18 protein-coding genes and 1 pseudogene are annotated in these 16,461 nt (G+C 68.6%); 12 read left to right on the top strand and 7 right to left on the bottom strand.

The window, feature by feature from the left end:
• Nucleotides 1-2: 2 nt before the first annotated feature.
• Nucleotides 3-491, top strand: coding sequence for a DUF3047 domain-containing protein (locus C7T91_RS32350; protein WP_161555799.1), 489 nt, complete (start codon nucleotides 3-5; stop codon nucleotides 489-491).
• Nucleotides 492-567: 76 nt separating this feature from the next.
• Here the strand turns inward: C7T91_RS32350 and C7T91_RS08125 are convergent, their stop codons facing one another.
• Nucleotides 568-1,044: a hypothetical protein gene (locus tag C7T91_RS08125; protein WP_108258798.1), complete on the bottom strand. Its 477-nt coding sequence runs from the start codon at nucleotides 1,042-1,044 to the stop codon at nucleotides 568-570.
• A 260-nt stretch (nucleotides 1,045-1,304) separates the two neighbouring features.
• Here C7T91_RS08125 and trmB point away from each other — a divergent pair, with 260 nt between their 5' ends.
• The 3 genes from trmB (at nucleotide 1,305) to C7T91_RS08140 (ending at nucleotide 4,173) form a co-directional block, all read left to right on the top strand.
• Nucleotides 1,305-2,021, top strand: a complete 717-nt coding sequence (trmB, locus tag C7T91_RS08130; RefSeq protein ID WP_108258799.1) for a tRNA (guanosine(46)-N7)-methyltransferase TrmB — start codon at nucleotides 1,305-1,307, stop codon at nucleotides 2,019-2,021.
• A gap of 122 nt (nucleotides 2,022-2,143) precedes the next feature.
• Nucleotides 2,144-3,490 carry a 3-phosphoshikimate 1-carboxyvinyltransferase gene (gene aroA / locus C7T91_RS08135; RefSeq protein WP_108258800.1) on the top strand — a complete coding sequence of 449 codons (1,347 nt, stop codon included), beginning with the start codon at nucleotides 2,144-2,146 and terminating at the stop codon, nucleotides 3,488-3,490.
• Between the two features lie 71 nt (nucleotides 3,491-3,561).
• Complete coding sequence (locus C7T91_RS08140) at nucleotides 3,562-4,173, top strand: (d)CMP kinase (protein WP_108258801.1); 612 nt, start codon at nucleotides 3,562-3,564, stop codon at nucleotides 4,171-4,173.
• A 47-nt stretch (nucleotides 4,174-4,220) separates the two neighbouring features.
• Here the strand turns inward: C7T91_RS08140 and queE are convergent, their stop codons facing one another.
• Genes queE through queC form a run of 3 tightly spaced genes read right to left on the bottom strand, consistent with a single transcriptional unit; the run spans nucleotide 4,221 to nucleotide 5,979 of the window.
• On the bottom strand, nucleotides 4,221-4,928 hold the full coding sequence (queE, locus tag C7T91_RS08145) for a 7-carboxy-7-deazaguanine synthase QueE (RefSeq protein WP_108258802.1): 708 nt from the start codon (nucleotides 4,926-4,928) through the stop codon (nucleotides 4,221-4,223).
• Complete coding sequence (gene queD / locus C7T91_RS08150) at nucleotides 4,925-5,278, bottom strand: 6-carboxytetrahydropterin synthase QueD (RefSeq protein WP_108258803.1); 354 nt, start codon at nucleotides 5,276-5,278, stop codon at nucleotides 4,925-4,927. The genes queE and queD overlap by 4 nt, the downstream gene beginning before the upstream one ends.
• The gene (gene queC / locus C7T91_RS08155) at nucleotides 5,278-5,979 is read right to left on the bottom strand and encodes a 7-cyano-7-deazaguanine synthase QueC (protein WP_108258865.1); all 702 of its coding nucleotides are present in this window, start codon (nucleotides 5,977-5,979) and stop codon (nucleotides 5,278-5,280) included. Before queC ends, queD begins: the two co-directional genes overlap by 1 nt.
• 218 nt (nucleotides 5,980-6,197) lie before the next feature.
• On the opposite strand from queC, the gene C7T91_RS08160 reads away from it, so the two are divergent.
• The 5 genes from C7T91_RS08160 (at nucleotide 6,198) to C7T91_RS08180 (ending at nucleotide 10,347) form a co-directional block, all read left to right on the top strand.
• Complete coding sequence (locus C7T91_RS08160; protein WP_108258804.1) at nucleotides 6,198-6,824, top strand: nitroreductase family protein; 627 nt, start codon at nucleotides 6,198-6,200, stop codon at nucleotides 6,822-6,824.
• Nucleotides 6,825-7,061: 237 nt separating this feature from the next.
• Entirely contained in the window at nucleotides 7,062-8,738 is a 1,677-nt protein-coding gene (gene rpsA / locus C7T91_RS08165) for a 30S ribosomal protein S1 (protein ID WP_108258805.1), read from the top strand.
• Nucleotides 8,739-9,002: 264 nt separating this feature from the next.
• A complete protein-coding gene (gene ihfB / locus C7T91_RS08170) occupies nucleotides 9,003-9,293 on the top strand; it encodes an integration host factor subunit beta (protein WP_108258806.1) in 291 nt (96 codons plus the stop codon).
• A gap of 15 nt (nucleotides 9,294-9,308) precedes the next feature.
• Complete coding sequence (locus C7T91_RS08175; RefSeq protein ID WP_108258807.1) at nucleotides 9,309-9,677, top strand: LapA family protein; 369 nt, start codon at nucleotides 9,309-9,311, stop codon at nucleotides 9,675-9,677.
• Between the two features lie 7 nt (nucleotides 9,678-9,684).
• Nucleotides 9,685-10,347 (top strand): phosphoribosylanthranilate isomerase, encoded by a 663-nt coding sequence (locus C7T91_RS08180; protein ID WP_108258808.1) that lies wholly within the window; start codon nucleotides 9,685-9,687, stop codon nucleotides 10,345-10,347.
• A gap of 113 nt (nucleotides 10,348-10,460) precedes the next feature.
• Here C7T91_RS08180 and acs read toward each other — a convergent pair.
• A pseudogene (gene acs / locus C7T91_RS08185) lies at nucleotides 10,461-12,029 on the bottom strand (acetate--CoA ligase); the annotation flags it as partial.
• A gap of 17 nt (nucleotides 12,030-12,046) precedes the next feature.
• Between acs and C7T91_RS08190 the strand changes: the two are divergent.
• From C7T91_RS08190 to C7T91_RS08200, 3 genes are read left to right on the top strand one after another with little or no spacing between them, the layout of a single operon-like run.
• Entirely contained in the window at nucleotides 12,047-12,742 is a 696-nt protein-coding gene (locus C7T91_RS08190) for an ABC transporter permease (protein WP_108258809.1), read from the top strand.
• Nucleotides 12,739-13,743: an ABC transporter ATP-binding protein gene (locus tag C7T91_RS08195; RefSeq protein ID WP_108258810.1), complete on the top strand. Its 1,005-nt coding sequence runs from the start codon at nucleotides 12,739-12,741 to the stop codon at nucleotides 13,741-13,743. The genes C7T91_RS08190 and C7T91_RS08195 overlap by 4 nt, the downstream gene beginning before the upstream one ends.
• Nucleotides 13,740-14,630 carry an ABC transporter ATP-binding protein gene (locus tag C7T91_RS08200; RefSeq protein ID WP_108258811.1) on the top strand — a complete coding sequence of 297 codons (891 nt, stop codon included), beginning with the start codon at nucleotides 13,740-13,742 and terminating at the stop codon, nucleotides 14,628-14,630. The genes C7T91_RS08195 and C7T91_RS08200 overlap by 4 nt, the downstream gene beginning before the upstream one ends.
• Before the next feature lie 7 nt (nucleotides 14,631-14,637).
• Here C7T91_RS08200 and C7T91_RS08205 read toward each other — a convergent pair whose 3' ends face one another.
• On the bottom strand, nucleotides 14,638-15,393 hold the full coding sequence (locus C7T91_RS08205; protein ID WP_108258812.1) for an ABC transporter ATP-binding protein: 756 nt from the start codon (nucleotides 15,391-15,393) through the stop codon (nucleotides 14,638-14,640).
• Nucleotides 15,387-16,448: a FecCD family ABC transporter permease gene (locus tag C7T91_RS08210; protein ID WP_108258813.1), complete on the bottom strand. Its 1,062-nt coding sequence runs from the start codon at nucleotides 16,446-16,448 to the stop codon at nucleotides 15,387-15,389. The genes C7T91_RS08205 and C7T91_RS08210 overlap by 7 nt, the downstream gene beginning before the upstream one ends.
• Nucleotides 16,449-16,461: the final 13 nt, after the last annotated feature.

Raw genomic sequence — 16,461 nt, forward strand, 5'->3', positions numbered from 1 at the left:
CGGTGCCGGTCCGCTTCGGCGGCAGCTGGCGACCGCTGACCTTTCCCCGCCTCGACCCGACCCGCTACGGCCTCGAGGGCTCCAGCCTGCAGATAGAGGCCGATGCCTCGTCCTCGCTGATCTACCTGCCGGCCCCCGAAAGCACCCGCGGCGCGCGCAGCGCCAGCTGGTCCTGGTCGGTGAGCCGGAGCGTGCCGCCGACCGATCTGGCCCGCAAGGGCGGCGACGACCGCAACATCTCGCTCTATTTCGTCTTCATGGATGCCGCTTCCGCTGCCCGGCTGTCTCCGGACACCCCGCCGCAACGGCTGCTGCGCAACCGCTCGGCCCGCGTGCTCATCTATGTCTGGGGCGGCGCCCATCCGCCGGGCAGCCGCCTGCCCAGCCCCTATCTGCGCGGCCGCGGCGTCACCATCGTGGTGCTGCGCAGTCCGCAGGCGGTGGCGTGGTTCGCCGGCGCCTTCGCCGCGCGCTTCGCCCGCCTGCCGTGAGCGGAGAGGCAGGGCCCGGACATGGAAAAGCGCCCCCCGAAGGGAGCGCTTCCACCATTGGAGGATGGTGCGTGGATCAGTCGTCGCCGGCGCCCGACTGTGCCAGATAGGCGGCGGCGAGCGATGCGTTGTCGGTGCTGCCCGGCTCGACGCCGACGGCGCGGGCCAGCTGGGCATTCGCCGAACCGGCATTGGCGTCGCGGGTGACCTGCAGGCCCTGCTCGGCGAGGAAGGCGATGCGGGCGGGCTCGTCGCGGTCGATGGCATGTTTCAGCGCGACCAGCTCGGGGCCGTTGTAGCGGCCGGGCTCGACATTCAGGCCGGCAGCCAGCTGGGCGCTCGGCTCGGCGGTGGTGTCGCCCTTGCGCTCGAGGATGTAGGCGATGCGCTGCGTGTCGTTCCTGTCGACGGCGATGCTCAGCTGGGCCAGCTCGGCGGTGGTGTAGGCACCCGGCTCGAGCCCGAAGCGGCTGGCCAGCTGGTCGGAGGCATTGGCAGCGCCGGCGGTTGCGGCGGCTGCGATCAGGGCGAGGGCGGCAAACTTGGTGTTCATCTTGGTCTTCCTTCTTCTGCGCCGCGATCGGCGCGGTCTTGGCTGGGCGGGTCAACTGGTCCGCCCCGGACAAGAGGGGATTTAGATCTCCGCCCTGGGGAACGAAACTGCCCGAAACAGCCCCTGGATGTGAATATATGCACATCAACAGAATGTGACGCTCCTTGAAACCGGAGGTGGCCTCCGGTAACCCGTGCGCCCGTGCCGCCGCGCGCCATTCCGTCTTGACCTTCGCGTGCCGCTCGCGCATCCCGCGCTGCATGGGACAGGACACGACCACACCGAAGGACGGCTGGCGCAATTTCTACGGGCGCCGCCATGGCAAGCATCTGCGCGAAAGCCAGCGCGGCTATCTCGAGGAAGATCTCGAGGAGCTGGCGCTCGACGGCATTTCGCGGCGCGACCATGCCGAGCGGCAGGTCTTCGACCCGGCGCTGCGCTTCGGGGACAAGCCCGTCTGGCTGGAGATCGGCTTCGGCGGCGGCGAGCACATGGTCCATCAGGCGGCGCTTCACCCCGAGGCCGGGTTCATCGGCTGCGAACCGTACATCAACGGCGTGGCGATGCTGCTCGGCAAGGTGCGCCAGGCGGGGGTCGAAAACCTCGCCGTGCATCCCGGCGACGTGCGCGACCTCTTCGACGTGCTGCCCGACGCCTCGATCAGCCGCGCCTTCCTGCTCTATCCCGATCCCTGGCCGAAGAAGCGGCACCACCGCCGCCGCTTCGTGACCCGCGACTATCTCGATCCGCTCGGCCGCGTGCTGAAGCCCGGCGCGATCTTCCGCGTGGCGACCGACATTCCCGACTATGTCCGCCAGACGCTGGAAGAGCTGATGCCCGATCCGAATTTCGAGTGGCTGGCCGAGGGCCCGGATGACTGGCGCCAGCCCTGGGACGACTGGATCTCGACCCGCTACGAGCAGAAGGCGCTGCGCGAGGGCCGCACGCCGCATTACCTGACCTTCCGCCGGACCTGAGGCGCGCTCCCTCTCCCCGCCGGGGAGAGGGCCGGGGTGAGGGGGCGCCCCGCCTCTTTCCCGGTGGACCGCGCGTCATGCTTGCGCTAACCCGCCCCCGACACAATGCTGGAGACGACCCGATGGCATCCCACGGCCCCGCAACCCCGATGACCTCGCGCGCCTGCGGGCCGCTCAAGGGCACGGCCGACGTGCCGGGCGACAAGTCGGTCTCGCACCGCTCGCTGCTCTTCGGGGCCATGGCCATCGGCGAGACCAGGATCACCGGCCTGCTCGAAGGCCAGGACGTGCTCGACACCGCCAAGGCGATGCAGGCCTTCGGCGCAGAGGTGATCCGCCATGGCGAGGGCGCCTGGTCGGTCCATGGCGTCGGCGTCGGCGGCTTCGCCGAGCCCGAGCAGGTGATCGATTGCGGCAATTCCGGCACCGGCGTTCGTCTGATCATGGGCGCGATGGCGACCTCGCCGATCACCGCGACCTTCACCGGCGATGCGTCGCTGCGCTCGCGGCCGATGGCGCGGATCACCGATCCGATCGCGCTGTTCGGCGCACGGTCCTATGGCCGGAGCGGGGGCAAGCTGCCGATGACCATCGTCGGCGCCGCGGACCCGGTGCCGGTGACCTACGTCACGCCGATGCCCTCGGCGCAGGTGAAATCCGCCGTGCTGCTCGCCGGCCTCAACGCCCCGGGCCAGACAGTGGTGATCGAGAAGGAAGCCACCCGCGACCATTCCGAACGGATGCTGGCGGGGTTCGGCGCCGAGATCACGACCGAGATCACGCCCGAGGGCCATGTCATCACGCTCACCGGCCGTCCCGAGCTGAAGCCGCAGACCATCGCCGTGCCGCGCGACCCGAGCTCGGCCGCCTTCCCGGTGGCCGCCGCCGTGCTGGTGCCGGGCTCCGAGATCCTCGTGCCCAATATCGGCCTCAACCCGACCCGCGCCGGGCTGTTCCAGACGCTGATCGAGATGGGCGCCGACCTGACCTATGAAAACGAGCGGCTGGAAGGCGGCGAGCCGGTGGCCGACCTGCGGGTGCGCCATTCGGTGCTCAAGGGCATCGAGGTGCCGCCCGAGCGCGCGCCCTCGATGATCGACGAATACCCGATCCTGTCGGTGCTGGCGGCGAATGCCGAGGGCATCACCGTGATGAAGGGCGTCAAGGAGCTCCGCGTCAAGGAAAGCGACCGGATCGACGCGATGGCGCGCGGGCTCGAAGCCATGGGCGTCACCGTCGAGGAGGACGAGGACACTTTCATCGTCCACGGCATGGGCCCGGGCAACGTGCCTGGCGGCGGCACCGCGGCGGCGCGTCTCGACCACCGCATCGCAATGAGCTTCCTCTGCCTCGGCATGGCGTCGAAACAGCCGGTGACCGTTGACGATGCCTCGCCGATCGCCACCTCCTTCCCGATCTTCGAACCGCTGATGACCGCGCTCGGCGCGGATCTGTCCGCCGGCGCCTGAGCGCCGGTGTTTCGGTTGCCATGTGTCCCTGCCTTCTCTAGGCAGGGTGCATTCTTCTATCGGAGCCTGACATGAAATTCACCGTTGCCATCGACGGACCGGCCGCGGCCGGCAAGGGAACGATTGCGCGCTCTCTGGCGGCGCAATTCGGATTCGGCCATCTCGACACCGGGCTGCTCTACCGCGCCACCGCGCGGCGGGTGATGGATGGCGAGGACGCCCTCAGCGCGGCGCTGGCGCTGCAATCCTCCGACCTGCGGCGCGACGACCTCAGGACCGCGCAGGTGGGGCAGGTGGCGTCCAAGGTTGCCGCCATGCCGAAGGTCCGCTCGGCGCTGCTCGACTTCCAGAAGAACTTCGCCCGGCGCGAGGGCGGGGCGGTGCTCGACGGGCGCGACATCGGCACGGTGATCTGCCCCGAGGCCGAGGTGAAGCTCTTCGTCACCGCCACCGACGCCGTGCGGGCCAAGCGCCGCCATGCCGAGCTGTCGCAGAAGGATCCGTCGCTGACCGTCGAGGCGGTGCTGGCCGATCTGCGCGACCGCGACATGCGCGATGCCGGGCGCGACACCGCGCCGATGACCGCCTCGGGCGATGCGCTGCTTCTGGACACGTCCGAGCTGACCATCGAGGAAGCGATCGAGATGGCGGTCGCGGCGGTGGTGGCGAAGCTCGCCGCCTGACCGCCTGACCGCCTGACCGCCTGACCGCCTGACCGGAGACGGGGCGCTCAGACGCCCCGCTTGTTGCCCCAGAGCAGCACATGAAGCTGCGGCAGGATCCGCGGCCGGAACCAGCCCGATCCCAGCACTTCCGCCACCAGCCAGTCGAGCCGCGCCGTCGCCTCGGCCTGGTCGACCGGCACCGAAGGATCGCTTTCGGGATTTCCGGGCTGCAGGTAGAGCGGCAGATCGGGATAGCGCGCCGCCGTCTGCCGCGCCCAGGCCAGGTCGGCCCCGTCGAAGACGACGATCTTCATCACCACTTCCGGCTCGTCTCCGGCTGCCGCGAGGCAGGCCTCGAAGGCCGCCCAGTCAGGGCTTTCGCCGCTCGAGGGCGGTTTCGGGCTCAGGACCAGCGTGTCGAGGGCGGCGAACCAGCCGCGGGCGACGGAGCCCTGGGTCTCGCAGGCAAAGCGGTAGCCCGCCCGGTTTCCCAGCGCGATCAGCGGGTCGAAATCCTGGATCGCCGGATTGCCGCCCGAGAGCGACACGGTCAGCGGCTGTCCGCCCGAGAGCCGCTCGACCTCGGCCCAGACCTCCTCGGGCTGCATTGCCGCCCAAGCGTGGCGGAACTGGCTCTCCACCGCATGGAGGCTGTCGCACCAGGAACAGCGGTAGTCGCAGCCGCCCGCCCGGACGAAGACCGTGGGTTCGCCGATCAGCGCGCCTTCGCCCTGCACGGTCGGGCCGAAAATCTCCGAGATGCGCAGGGTCATGGCCGGTACTCCGCCCAGGTCTTCGGCGTCTCGGACACCCGCACGGCGCAGGTCTCGGGCCAGCGCGCCTTGCACCAGTCGTGGAAATGCTTCGCGAGGTTCTCGGCGGTGGAGGGGACCTCCAGCAAGTCGTTCAGATGGCGGTGGTCGAAGCTGCCGTCGATATAGTCCTTCAGCGCCTTCAGCTCGTGATAGTCGCGCACGAAACCATCGGCGTTCAGCTCGGCCGCGGCCAGCTCGACGGTGACCACGTAGTTGTGCCCGTGCAGCCGCGCGCATTGGTGGTCTCCGGGCAGATGCGCCAGCTGGTGCGAGGCGGAGAAGTGGAATTCCTTGGCGATGCGGAACATCAGCGGCTCTCCCGGCCCGCGACGGCGGCCTTCCAGAACTCGGGGTCGGCGTATCCGGTCGGGTCGGGGACGCCTGCCAGCGCGAAGGCCTCCTGGCGCTCGACGCAGGTGCCGCAGCGCCCGCAATGCTCCGCGCCGCCCTTGTAGCAGGACCAGGTCTCGGCGAAGGGCGTGTCCGCCGCCGCGCCCGCCGCCACGATGTCGGCCTTGGAGCGGTGCACGAAGGGCGTGTGCAGCGCCACATCGGCATAGCCGTCGAGCGCGGCGCGCTGCATCGCGCCGAAGGCCTCCGTGAAGGCCGGGCGGCAGTCGGGATAGATGAAGTGGTCGCCGCCATGCACGGCAGCGGCCACGGCATCGTCGCCATTTGCCGCGGCGATCCCGTAGGCGATCGCCAGCATGATCGCGTTGCGGTTCGGCACGACGGTGATCTTCATCGTCTCTTCGGCGTAATGCCCGTCGGGCACGTCGACATCATCGGTGAGCGCCGAGCCGGTGAGCGCCGCGCCGAGCCCCGAGAGGTCGACGAGATGGAAGGGCACGCCGAGCCGCCTTGCGCAGGCTGCGGCGAAATCCAGTTCCTTGCGGTGGCGCTGGCCGTAATCGAAGGAAACGATGCGGGAAAGGTCTCCGGCCGCGGCGAGCACATGCGCCAGGGACACGGAATCGAGTCCGCCGGAGCAGACGAGGGTGGCTTTCATCATGTCAGTCCTTGTTTTGATGACCGGGTAGGCTGCGACCGGTGGCGCGAAATTAGGCGTTCCGTGGGCGGAAGGCAAGGCGGGGCGCGGGCGAGCCTTCGCGTGGGCGCAACCCGGCTGTGCGTTCGCGGAGGTTGCGGCGGCGGCCGCCGTGCCCCTAGCTTGGCGGCAACGCGGCCCCGCGAGGGGCCTGTTCCGTCCTGTGAGGAGTACGATCGATGCTGGACAAGCTGAGCTGGCGCTATGCCGTGAAGAAGATGGACCCGAGCCAGTGCGTGCCGGAAGAGAAGGTCGAGAAGATCCTCGAGGCGATCCGCTATGCGCCGACCTCCTCGGGCGTGCAGCCCTTCGAGGTCTTCGTGATCACCAATCCCGAACTGCGCGATGCGATCCGCGCGGCCTCCTACGGCCAGCCGCAGATCACCGAAGGATCGCATCTGCTGGTCTTCGCCGCCTGGGACAACTACACCGCCGAGCGCATCGACGCGGTGCTGGCGCAGAACGTGGCCGAGCGCGGCGAGTCCGAGACACTGGCGGCCTATTACGAGCGGCTCAAGGGCATGTACCTGCCGCGCACCGAGGAAACCAACCACGACCACGCGGCGCGCCAGGCCTATATCGCCTTCGGCTTCGCGCTGGCGGCCGCGGCCGAGCTCGAGGTCGACTCGACCCCGATGGAAGGCTTCGAGCCCGAGAAGGTCGACGCGATCCTCGGCCTGCGCGAAAAGGGCCTGCGCTCGGTCACGCTGCTGCCCCTGGGAGTACGCGCGGCCGAGGGCGACTGGCTGCAGGGCATGGCGAAGGTCAGGAAACCCGCAGACGAGCTCTTCACCGTCCTCGCCTGAGGCGGTCCGGTCCCCCCGCGGGCGGTTTCGCGCCGCCCGTGCTTGCGTTCATCGCCGATTGGGACTATATCGCGCAGCGTCGAAGGCCGTAAGAGCCGGGACAAGGGCAGGGTCGGGGTTCCTCCGGCCCGTTTTGTTTATGTGTGGCCCGCGTCCCAGAGGCGACAGACCAATCCAAAGACCGGCGGAGACAACCGCTCGGCCAGCAACATGACATGTAAGGAAATCATCAGCCACATGGCGAACACGTCCATGGAGGAATTCGAAGCCCTCCTCAACGAAAGCTTCGAACTCGAGACCCCGACCGAAGGTCACGTCGTCAAAGGCCGCGTGCTGGCAATCGAAGCCGGCCAGGCGATCATCGACGTCGGCTACAAGATGGAAGGCCGGGTCGACCTCAAGGAATTCGCGAATCCGGGCGAGGCTCCCGACATCACCGTTGGTGACGAGGTCGAAGTCTACCTGCGCCAGGTCGAGAACGCGCGCGGCGAAGCCGTGATTTCGCGCGAGATGGCCCGCCGCGAAGAGGCATGGGACCGTCTCGAGAAGGCCTATGCCGAAGAGAAGCGCGTCGAAGGCGCGATCTTCAACCGCGTCAAGGGCGGCTTCACCGTCGATCTGGGCGGCGCAGTTGCGTTCCTGCCGGGTTCGCAGGTCGATGTTCGTCCGGTGCGCGATGCCGGCCCGCTGATGGGCCTCAAGCAGCCGTTCCAGATCCTGAAGATGGACCGCCGCCGCGGCAACATCGTCGTGTCGCGCCGCGCGATCCTCGAAGAGTCCCGCGCCGAGCAGCGCGCCGAAGTCATCGGCAAGCTGTCTGAAGGCGATGCGGTCGAGGGTGTCGTCAAGAACATCACCGAGTACGGCGCATTCGTCGACCTCGGCGGCGTCGACGGCCTGCTGCACGTCACCGACATGGCATGGCGCCGGGTCAACCACCCGTCCGAGATCCTGTCGATCGGCGAGACCGTCAAGGTCCAGGTCATCAAGATCAACAAGGAAACCCATCGCATCAGCCTCGGCATGAAGCAGCTGATGGCAGATCCGTGGGATTCCGTCGAAGCCAAGTACCCGCTCGAGTCGGTCCATACCGGCCGCGTCACGAACATCACCGACTACGGTGCGTTCGTCGAGCTGGAGCCGGGCGTCGAGGGCCTCGTTCACGTCTCGGAAATGTCCTGGACCAAGAAGAACGTGCACCCCGGCAAGATCGTGTCGACCTCGCAGGAAGTCGAAGTCATGGTGCTGGAGATCGACTCCGCCAAGCGCCGTGTCTCGCTCGGCCTGAAGCAGACGATGCGCAACCCGTGGGAAGTCTTCGAAGAGCGTCACCCGGTGGGCACGCAGGTCGAGGGCGAGGTGAAGAACATCACCGAGTTCGGCCTGTTCATCGGTCTCGACGAAGAGATCGACGGCATGGTTCACCTGTCCGACCTGACCTGGGAAGGCCGCGGCGAAGACGTGATCGGCAACTACCGCAAGGGCGATGTCGTCCAGGCCGTGGTCACCGAAGTCGACACCGACAAGGAGCGCATCTCGCTCTCCGTCAAGGCCCTGGGCGGCGACCCCTTCGCGGAAGCGATCGACGGCGTGAAGCGCGGCGCGATCATCACCGTGAACGTCACCGCGATCGAGGATGGCGGCATCGAGGTGGAATACGAAGGCATGAAGTCCTTCATCCGCCGCTCCGACCTGTCGCGCGACCGTGCGGAACAGCGCCCCGAGCGCTTCCAGGTCGGCGACAAGGTGGACGTCCGCGTCACCAACATCGACGCCCGTTCGCGCCGTCTGGGCCTGTCCATCAAGGCCCGCGAGATCGCCGAAGAGAAGGAAGCCGTGGAACAGTACGGTTCCTCCGACTCCGGCGCATCGCTCGGCGACATCCTGGGCGCAGCGCTCAAGGGCGACAACTGATCCATCCGATCAGCCCGAAGTTGAAGGCGGTCCCTGCGGGGGCCGCCTTTTTTCGTGCCTGCATGATTCGCGGCGCAACCTGCCGGTGAATGGCACTTGCCGCGGCGCGGCAGCCCCCGAGCGGACCCGCAGCGGCGCCAAAACGGCCGCCAAAGGCGCATTTGTCTTGCCATTTCTGTGGATTACCCGAGAAAGTCCTTTCTGCACGAGGATATTTGCCTGTAGGTTTCCTGAGAAACAGGGGCAGCGCTGAGGAGGGACTTGATGATCCGGTCGGAACTGATCCAGAAAATAGCCGACGAGAACCCGCATCTGTATCAGCGCGACGTCGAAAAGATCGTCAACACGATCTTCGAGGAGATCATCGAGGCGATGGCCCGCGGCGACCGGGTGGAACTCCGCGGCTTCGGCGCCTTTTCGGTCAAGCGCCGCGATGCGAGGATTGGCCGCAATCCCCGGACCGGCGAGGCTGTTGAGGTGGAGGAGAAGCACGTGCCATTCTTCAAGACGGGCAAGTTGCTGCGCGACCGCCTGAACGATGAAGAAGAAGAATAGGACCGGGCCGGAACCATGCGTTACGTCAAGATCGCCATCGCCATTCTCATCGCGATCCCGCTGATCACCATCTTCTATGCGAACCGCCAGACCGTCGAGCTGGTGATCCTCCCCGAGACGCTGGAGCGCTTCGTCGGCCTCAACGCGATCATGGGGCCGATCTCGGTGCCGCTCTGGGCGGTGGCCATCGGCTTCCTGGCGCTCGGGCTGGTGCTCGGCTTCTTCTGGGAATGGTTCCGCGAATACAAGCACCGCCACGAGGCCGCCAAGGGCCGCCAGTCCAAGGCGGAGCTGCAGGCCGAGGTGAAGAAGATGAAGGCCCGCGAGAATGCCGGAAAGGATCCGGTTCTCGTGATGGTCGAGGAAACCGCGGCGGCGCGCTGACTTCGGCATGACAGGCGTGAAAATCTGCGGGCTGACGGCCCGCGACCAGGTGGAGGCGGCGACCCGGGCAGGGGCCGCCTTCGTCGGTTTCGTGTTCTTCGGAAAATCCCCGCGCAACGTGACGCTGGACCAGGCGGCGGCGCTGGCCGCTGCCGTGCCGCCCGGCATCTGCAAGGTGGCGCTGACGGTCGATGCCGATGACGCGGCGCTGGCGGCGATCGCCGCCGCCGTGCCCATCGACCTGCTGCAGCTCCATGGCGGGGAAAGCCCCGGGCGCGTCGCCGAGGTGAAGGCCCGCTTCCAGCTGCCGGTGATGAAGGCGCTCGGCATCGCCTCCGCGGAGGATGTCGCGGGGGTGGCGCGCTACAACGGCGTGGCCGACATGTTCCTGCTCGACGCCAAGGCGCCGAAGGATGCGGTTCTGCCGGGCGGCAACGGGCTTGCCTTCGACTGGCGGCTGATCGCGGGACGGACCTTCGCCCGGCCCTGGATGCTGGCCGGCGGTCTCACGCCCGGGAATGTCGGCGAGGCGGTTGCGCGGACCGGCGCGCCGAATGTCGATGTGTCCTCGGGCGTCGAAAGCGCGCCGGGGATCAAGGACCCGCTGAAGGTCGCGCGCTTCGTCGAGGCGGCGCAGGTCTCCGGCGATCCGGTACCGATCCTGCGCTGACCGTCCAGCTATGCAAAACGGGCCCGCAGGGCCCGTTCCGGGGCGCCTATTGGCGCCCTTTCCGGTCCGCGTCTCCGGGGGGCGTCAGCCTCCCGGGGGCGGGGACAATCGCCTCAGCGGTTCATCCGGTTCTCGATCAGATCGTCGACCACCGCCGGCTCCGCCAGCGTCGAGGTGTCGCCCAGAGAGCCGTAGTCGTTCTCCGCGATCTTGCGCAGGATCCGCCGCATGATCTTGCCCGAGCGCGTCTTCGGCAGCCCCGGCGCCCACTGGATCAGATCCGGCGAGGCGATCGGGCCGATCTCGGTGCGCACCCAGGTCCGCAGCTCCTTCATCAGCTCGTCCGAAGGTTCCACCCCGTTCATCAAGGTCACGTAGCAATAGATGCCCTGGCCCTTGATCTCGTGCGGATAGCCCACCACCGCGGCCTCGGCCACCTTGGCATGCGCCACCAGCGCGCTCTCCACCTCGGCCGTGCCCATCCGGTGGCCCGAGACGTTGATCACGTCATCGACCCGGCCGGTGATCCAGTAATAGCCGTCCTTGTCCCGCCGGCAGCCGTCGCCGGAGAAGTAGTAGCCCTTGTAATCCGAGAAATAGGTCTTCTCGAAGCGCTCGTGATCGCCGTAGACCGTGCGCATCTGCCCCGGCCAGCTGTCCTTCAGGCAGAGCACGCCCTCGCATTCCGTGTCGGCGATCTCCTGGCCCGTGTGCGGGTCGAGGACCACCGGCTGCACCCCGAAGAACGGCAGCGTCGCCGAGCCCGGCTTCAGCGCGGTCGCCCCCGGCAGCGGCGTCAGCAGGTGGCCGCCGGTCTCGGTCTGCCACCAGGTGTCGACGATCGGGCAGCGGCCCTTGCCGACATGGTCGTTGTACCAGGTCCAGGCCTCGGGATTGATCGGCTCGCCGACCGTGCCGAGGATCCGCACGCTCGTCAGGTCGCATTTCTCGACGAAATCCGGACCCTTGCCCATCAGCGCGCGGATCGCGGTGGGCGCGGTGTAGAACTGGTTGACGCGGTGCTTCTCGCAGACCTGCCAGAAACGCGAGGCATCCGGATAGGTCGGCACGCCCTCGAACATCACCGTGGTGGCGCCGTTGGCGAGCGGGCCGTAGACGATGTAGCTGTGGCCGGTCACCCAGCCGACATCGGCGGTGCACCAGAAGATGTCGCCCTCCTGGTAGTCGAAGACGTATTGCATNCGTCATCGCGGCATAGAGCAGGTAGCCGCCCGAGGAATGCACCACGCCCTTCGGCTGGCCGGTGGAGCCCGAGGTGTAGAGGATGAAGAGCGGGTCCTCGGCATTCACCTCGGCGGGGCGNGTTGTGGTCGTCGGCCTCGGCATGCAGCTCCGCATAGTCGAAATCGCGGCCCTCGACCCAGGTGGTCTGGCCGCCGGTGCGCTTGACGACCAGNCATCTTGACGTCGTCGCGGCAATGCAGCAGCGCCGCGTCCGCGTTCGACTTCAGCGGCGTCATCCGGCCGCCGCGCGGCGCGTAATCGGCGGTGATGACGAGCTTGGCGCCGGCGCCGTTGATCCGCGCCGAGAGCGCGTCGGGCGAGAAGCCGGCGAAGACGATCGAATGGATCGCGCCGATCCGCGCGCAGGCCAGCATCGCATAGGCGGCCTCGGGGATCATCGGCAGGTAGAGCACCACCCGGTCGCCCTTGCGCACGCCCCTCGGTCGGCTCGGTCATGACCCGGCTGAAGCCCGTCGGCACGCCGGGCCATATCCTCGGCACCGACGAGCTCGGCCGAGACATGCTCACCCGGCTGCTCTATGGCGGGCGCGTCTCGCTCTTGATGGGGATCGTGCCGGTGGCCCTGGCTCTGCTGATCGGCGGCACGCTGGGGCTGGTCGCCGGCTATGCCGGGGGCCGCACCAACGCGTTGATCATGCGCGGCATAGACGTGATCTTCGCCTTCCCCTCGATCCTGCTGGCCGTCGCCATTGCCGGCGCCATGGGGGCCGGGATCGCCAATGCGCTGGTCGCGCTGACCATCGTGCTGATCCCGCCGCTGGTGCGCATGACCGAGGCCGCCACCACCCAGGTCCGCGCGCTCGATTTCGTCGATGCCGCCCGCGCCTCGGGGGCCGGGACCTTCCCGATCATCCGCCAGCACCTGCTCGGCAATGTCGCGGGTCCGGTGCTGGTCTATGCCGCTTCGCAGCTTTCGGTGGCGATCATCATGGCCGCGGGCCTGTCCTTCATCGGGCTCGGGGCCAAGCCGCCGACCCCGGAATGGGGGCTGATGCTCAACACCTTGCGCGCGGCGATCTACAGCCAGCCGATGATCGCGGCGCTGCCCGGCGTCTTCATCTTCATCGTCTCCCTGTCCTTCAACCTGCTCAGCGACGCGCTGCGCTCCGCCATGGAGATGGACGCATGACCACGCCCGTCCTCGAAACCCTGAACCTCGAGAAGCGATTTCCGGCCGGGTCCAAGGGCCTGTTCGGCAAGACGGACCGCTGGGTGAACGCGGTCTCGGATGTCTCGCTGCGCCTCGCCGAAGGCGAGACGCTGGGCATTGTCGGCGAAAGCGGCTGCGGCAAGTCCACCACCGCGCGGCTGATCATGGATCTTGTGACCCCCGACAGCGGCGAGATCCTGTTCGACGGACAGCAGCTGCACCGCGACCGGGCCAACCTGCGCGCCTACCGCCGCAACGTGCAGATGGTGTTCCAGGACAGCTCCGCCTCGCTGAACCCGCGGCTGACGCTGGAACAGTCGGTGATGTTCGCCCCCGTCCAGCACGGCGTGCCGCGCGCCGAGGCCCGCGCCCGCGCGCGGGAACTGCTGGAACAGGTCGGGCTCGACCCGGCGCGCTTTGCCGGGCGCTATCCGCACGAGGTCTCGGGCGGGCAGCGCCAGCGGGTCAACATCGCCCGCGCCCTCGCCCTGCGCCCGCGCGTGGTGATCTTCGACGAGGCGGTCTCTGCACTCGACAAGTCGGTGGAGGCGCAGGTGCTGAACCTGCTCGCCGACCTGAAGGAGGCCTACAAGCTCAGCTACATCTTCATCAGCCACGACCTGAACGTGGTGCGCCACATCTCGGACCGGGTGCTGGTGATGTATCTCGGACAGGTGATCGAGGAGGGCCCGGCCGCCGATCTCTACGCGCATCCGCGCCATCCCTACACCCAGGCACTGCTGGCCTCGATGCCGAGTCACGATCCAGACCGGCGCACCACTGCCCCGCCGATCACCGGCGACCCGCCCTCCCCCATCGACCTGCCGCCGGGCTGCCGCTTCGCGCCGCGCTGCGCCTTCGCAAGCGACCTCTGCACGGCGCGCGCGCCGCTCCCGGTCGCGGCGGGACGGCAGACCGTCGCCTGCCACCTGGCCGATCCGGCCTCGGGACATCCCCTGCTGAACGGAGCGAAGACATGACCGAGCCACTTCTCGATCTGGAAAACCTCACGGTCCGCTTCCGCACCCCGCGCGGCGAGATCACCGCGGTCGACCGCCTGAGCCTGCAGCTAGCCCGCGGCGAGGTGCTCGGGCTGATCGGCGAATCCGGCTCGGGCAAGAGCGTCACGCTGCGCGCGCTGCTGCGCATCCTGCCGGAAAAGCGCACCGCAATCTCCGGCGGCATGCGGGTGAACGGCCGCGATGTTCTGGGGCTGAAAGGCCGCGGGCTGCGTGCCTATCGCGGCGGCACCGTGTCCATGGTCTTCCAGGAGCCCGCAACGGCGCTCGACCCGGTCTTCACCATCGGCCAGCAGATTTCGCAGGCAGTGATGGCGCACAAGGGCTGCTCGAAGACCGATGCCATGAAGCGCGCGCTGGAGATGCTGGAGCTGGTCAAGATCCCGTCCGCTGCCTCGCGGCTCGGCAGCTATCCGCACGAGATGTCCGGCGGCATGCGGCAGCGGGCGATGATCGCGCTGGCGCTTTCAACCTCGCCTGACCTGCTGCTCGCCGACGAGCCGACCACCGCGCTCGACGCCACGGTGCAGATCCAGGTGATCCTGCTCCTGCGCGAATTGCAGAAGGAGCTGGGCATGGGCGTGATCTTCGTTACCCATGATGTCGGCGTCGCCGCCGAAATTTCGGACCGTGTCGCAGTGATGTATGCCGGACGGCTGGCCGAAACCGGCACGGCACGCCAAGTGCTCGGCCTGCCGCGCCATCCCTATACGCAGGGCCTGCTGGCTTCCTCGGTCCAAGGGCTGGAGCCCGGCGCGCGGATCGGGGCCATTCCCGGCATGCCGCCGGATCTGGCGCAGATGCCGCCGGGCTGCGCCTTCGCGCCGCGCTGCGCGCTGGGCCGCTGAGCCCGGGTCAGGCGGCGGCGGGGCCGTCGACGATCAGCATCGGACAGCCGCGCGAGCAGCGCTCGACCCGTCCGTCGATGCCGTAGAGGCGGCGGATCAGATCGGGCGTCAGCACCTCGAGCGTCGGGCCCGCGGCCAGGATGCGGCCTTGGGCCAGCGCCAGCGTGGTCCGGCAGGCCCGCATCACCTGGTTCAGGTCATGCAGTGCCAGGATCATCACCGCGCCGGTTTCCTCGGCATAGCGGCGCAGCGCTTCCAGGATGCCGTATTGCCGCTGCAGGTCGAGCGCCGAGGTCGGCTCGTCCATCAGCACCGCGCGCGGCCGGCTGACCAGGGTCTGGGCGATCGACACCGCCTGGCGCTGGCCGCCGGACAGCTCGGGCAGCTGCCGCTCCGCCAGATGGGCGATGCCGAAGCGCGCGAGCACGCCGTCGACCGCCGCCAGGTCCTCTGCCGAGAGCCGCCATCCCGAGCCGCCCTGCTTCAGCGCGAGGATCACCGATTCATAGACCGTCAGCGCGGCGCTCATCGCAGTGTCCTGCGGCATGTAGCGCAGCTCGCCCGGATCCGCGCCGCTCAGCCGCACCGTGCCGGGCCCGCGCATCTGCCCGGCGATCCGCCGGAACAGCGTCGATTTCCCGGCCGCATTGGCGCCGACCAGCGCGGTCAGCGATCCGCCGGGGATGGCGGGAACGCTGGCATCCGACAGGATCTCGCGGCGGCCGTAGCGCGCGCCGACCTGTTCCAGCGACAGGCTCACCATGATTTGCGCCCCCGCGTCAGGATCAATGCCGCGAAGAAGGGCACGCCGACCAGCGCGGTGATGATGCCGATCGGCAGCACCGCGCCCGGCAGCAGCGCCTTCGACAGGACCGAAGTGGCCGACAGGATCACCGCGCCCGAGAGCATCGCGCCGGGCAGGAAGAACCGCTGGTCCTCGCCGAGCAGCAGCCGCGCGACATGCGGGCCGACGATGCCGATGAAGCCGATCGTGCCGACGAAGGAGACCGGCACCGCGGCCAGGAGCGAGACGAGGACCAGCGCCTCGAGCCGCAGGCGCTTGACCGGCACGCCCATCGCGGCGGCGCGGGTCTCGCCCAGCCGGATCGCGGTCAGCGCCCAGGCTCGGCGCGCGAAGAGCGGCGTGCAGAGCGCGAGGATCGCGGCAGTCACGCCGACCTTGGCCCAGCTCGCCTTGGCAAGGCTGCCCATGGTCCAGAACACGACCGCCGAGAGCGCCTGTTCCGAGGCGAAATACTGAAGGAGCGCCAGCGCCGCGTTGAAGGAGAAGACCAGCGCGATGCCGAGCAGCACGATGGTTTCCACCGTCACGCCGCGCAGGCTCGAGAGGCCGAAGATCAGCAGCGACGCCGCCATCGCCATGGCGAAGGCATTGACGGGCACCATCAGCCCGATTGCCGCCGGGACCAGCGCCACGCCCAGCACCATCGCCAGCGCCGCGCCGAAGCTCGCCGCCGCCGAGAGGCCGAGCGTGAAGGGGCTGGCCAGCGGATTGGCCAGGATGGTCTGCATCTGCGCGCCCGCCAGCGACAGGCTGGCGCCGACCGTGACGGCGAGCAGCGCCATCGGCATGCGGATGTCCCAGATCACCACCCGCATCTGCAGATCGGCCGCGCCGGGGAAGAGGATCGTGCGCAGCACGTCGGGCAGCGCGTAGCGCGCCGGGCCGAGCGAGACATCGACCGCGACCGACAGCAGGAGCAGCGCCGCCAGCCCGGCGAGGATCAGCAGGCGCTGCGCCACCAGCCTGTGATAGCTTCCGGCGGCGGGCGGGGGATCGGAGATTGCCGTGGACATGGCCTGTCTCTTG

The organism is Mangrovicoccus ximenensis (assembly GCF_003056725.1).
In the GTDB taxonomy this organism is placed as follows: Bacteria; Pseudomonadota; Alphaproteobacteria; order Rhodobacterales; family Rhodobacteraceae; genus Mangrovicoccus; species Mangrovicoccus ximenensis.

What these genes read in the sequence shown, in the direction of transcription:
- C7T91_RS08125 (WP_108258798.1), bottom strand. Translation starts at nt 1,044, where the DNA reads ATGAACACCAAGTTTGCCGCCCTCGCCCTGATCGCAGCCGCCGCAACC.
- trmB (WP_108258799.1), top strand. Translation starts at nt 1,305, where the DNA reads ATGGGACAGGACACGACCACACCGAAGGACGGCTGGCGCAATTTCTAC.
- aroA (WP_108258800.1), top strand. Translation starts at nt 2,144, where the DNA reads ATGGCATCCCACGGCCCCGCAACCCCGATGACCTCGCGCGCCTGCGGG.
- C7T91_RS08140 (WP_108258801.1), top strand. Translation starts at nt 3,562, where the DNA reads ATGAAATTCACCGTTGCCATCGACGGACCGGCCGCGGCCGGCAAGGGA.
- queE (WP_108258802.1), bottom strand. Translation starts at nt 4,928, where the DNA reads ATGACCCTGCGCATCTCGGAGATTTTCGGCCCGACCGTGCAGGGCGAA.
- queD (WP_108258803.1), bottom strand. Translation starts at nt 5,278, where the DNA reads ATGTTCCGCATCGCCAAGGAATTCCACTTCTCCGCCTCGCACCAGCTG.
- queC (WP_108258865.1), bottom strand. Translation starts at nt 5,979, where the DNA reads ATGAAAGCCACCCTCGTCTGCTCCGGCGGACTCGATTCCGTGTCCCTG.
- C7T91_RS08160 (WP_108258804.1), top strand. Translation starts at nt 6,198, where the DNA reads ATGCTGGACAAGCTGAGCTGGCGCTATGCCGTGAAGAAGATGGACCCG.
- rpsA (WP_108258805.1), top strand. Translation starts at nt 7,062, where the DNA reads ATGGCGAACACGTCCATGGAGGAATTCGAAGCCCTCCTCAACGAAAGC.
- ihfB (WP_108258806.1), top strand. Translation starts at nt 9,003, where the DNA reads ATGATCCGGTCGGAACTGATCCAGAAAATAGCCGACGAGAACCCGCAT.
- C7T91_RS08175 (WP_108258807.1), top strand. Translation starts at nt 9,309, where the DNA reads ATGCGTTACGTCAAGATCGCCATCGCCATTCTCATCGCGATCCCGCTG.
- C7T91_RS08180 (WP_108258808.1), top strand. Translation starts at nt 9,685, where the DNA reads ATGACAGGCGTGAAAATCTGCGGGCTGACGGCCCGCGACCAGGTGGAG.
- C7T91_RS08190 (WP_108258809.1), top strand. Translation starts at nt 12,047, where the DNA reads ATGACCCGGCTGAAGCCCGTCGGCACGCCGGGCCATATCCTCGGCACC.
- C7T91_RS08195 (WP_108258810.1), top strand. Translation starts at nt 12,739, where the DNA reads ATGACCACGCCCGTCCTCGAAACCCTGAACCTCGAGAAGCGATTTCCG.
- C7T91_RS08200 (WP_108258811.1), top strand. Translation starts at nt 13,740, where the DNA reads ATGACCGAGCCACTTCTCGATCTGGAAAACCTCACGGTCCGCTTCCGC.
- C7T91_RS08205 (WP_108258812.1), bottom strand. Translation starts at nt 15,393, where the DNA reads ATGGTGAGCCTGTCGCTGGAACAGGTCGGCGCGCGCTACGGCCGCCGC.
- C7T91_RS08210 (WP_108258813.1), bottom strand. Translation starts at nt 16,448, where the DNA reads ATGTCCACGGCAATCTCCGATCCCCCGCCCGCCGCCGGAAGCTATCAC.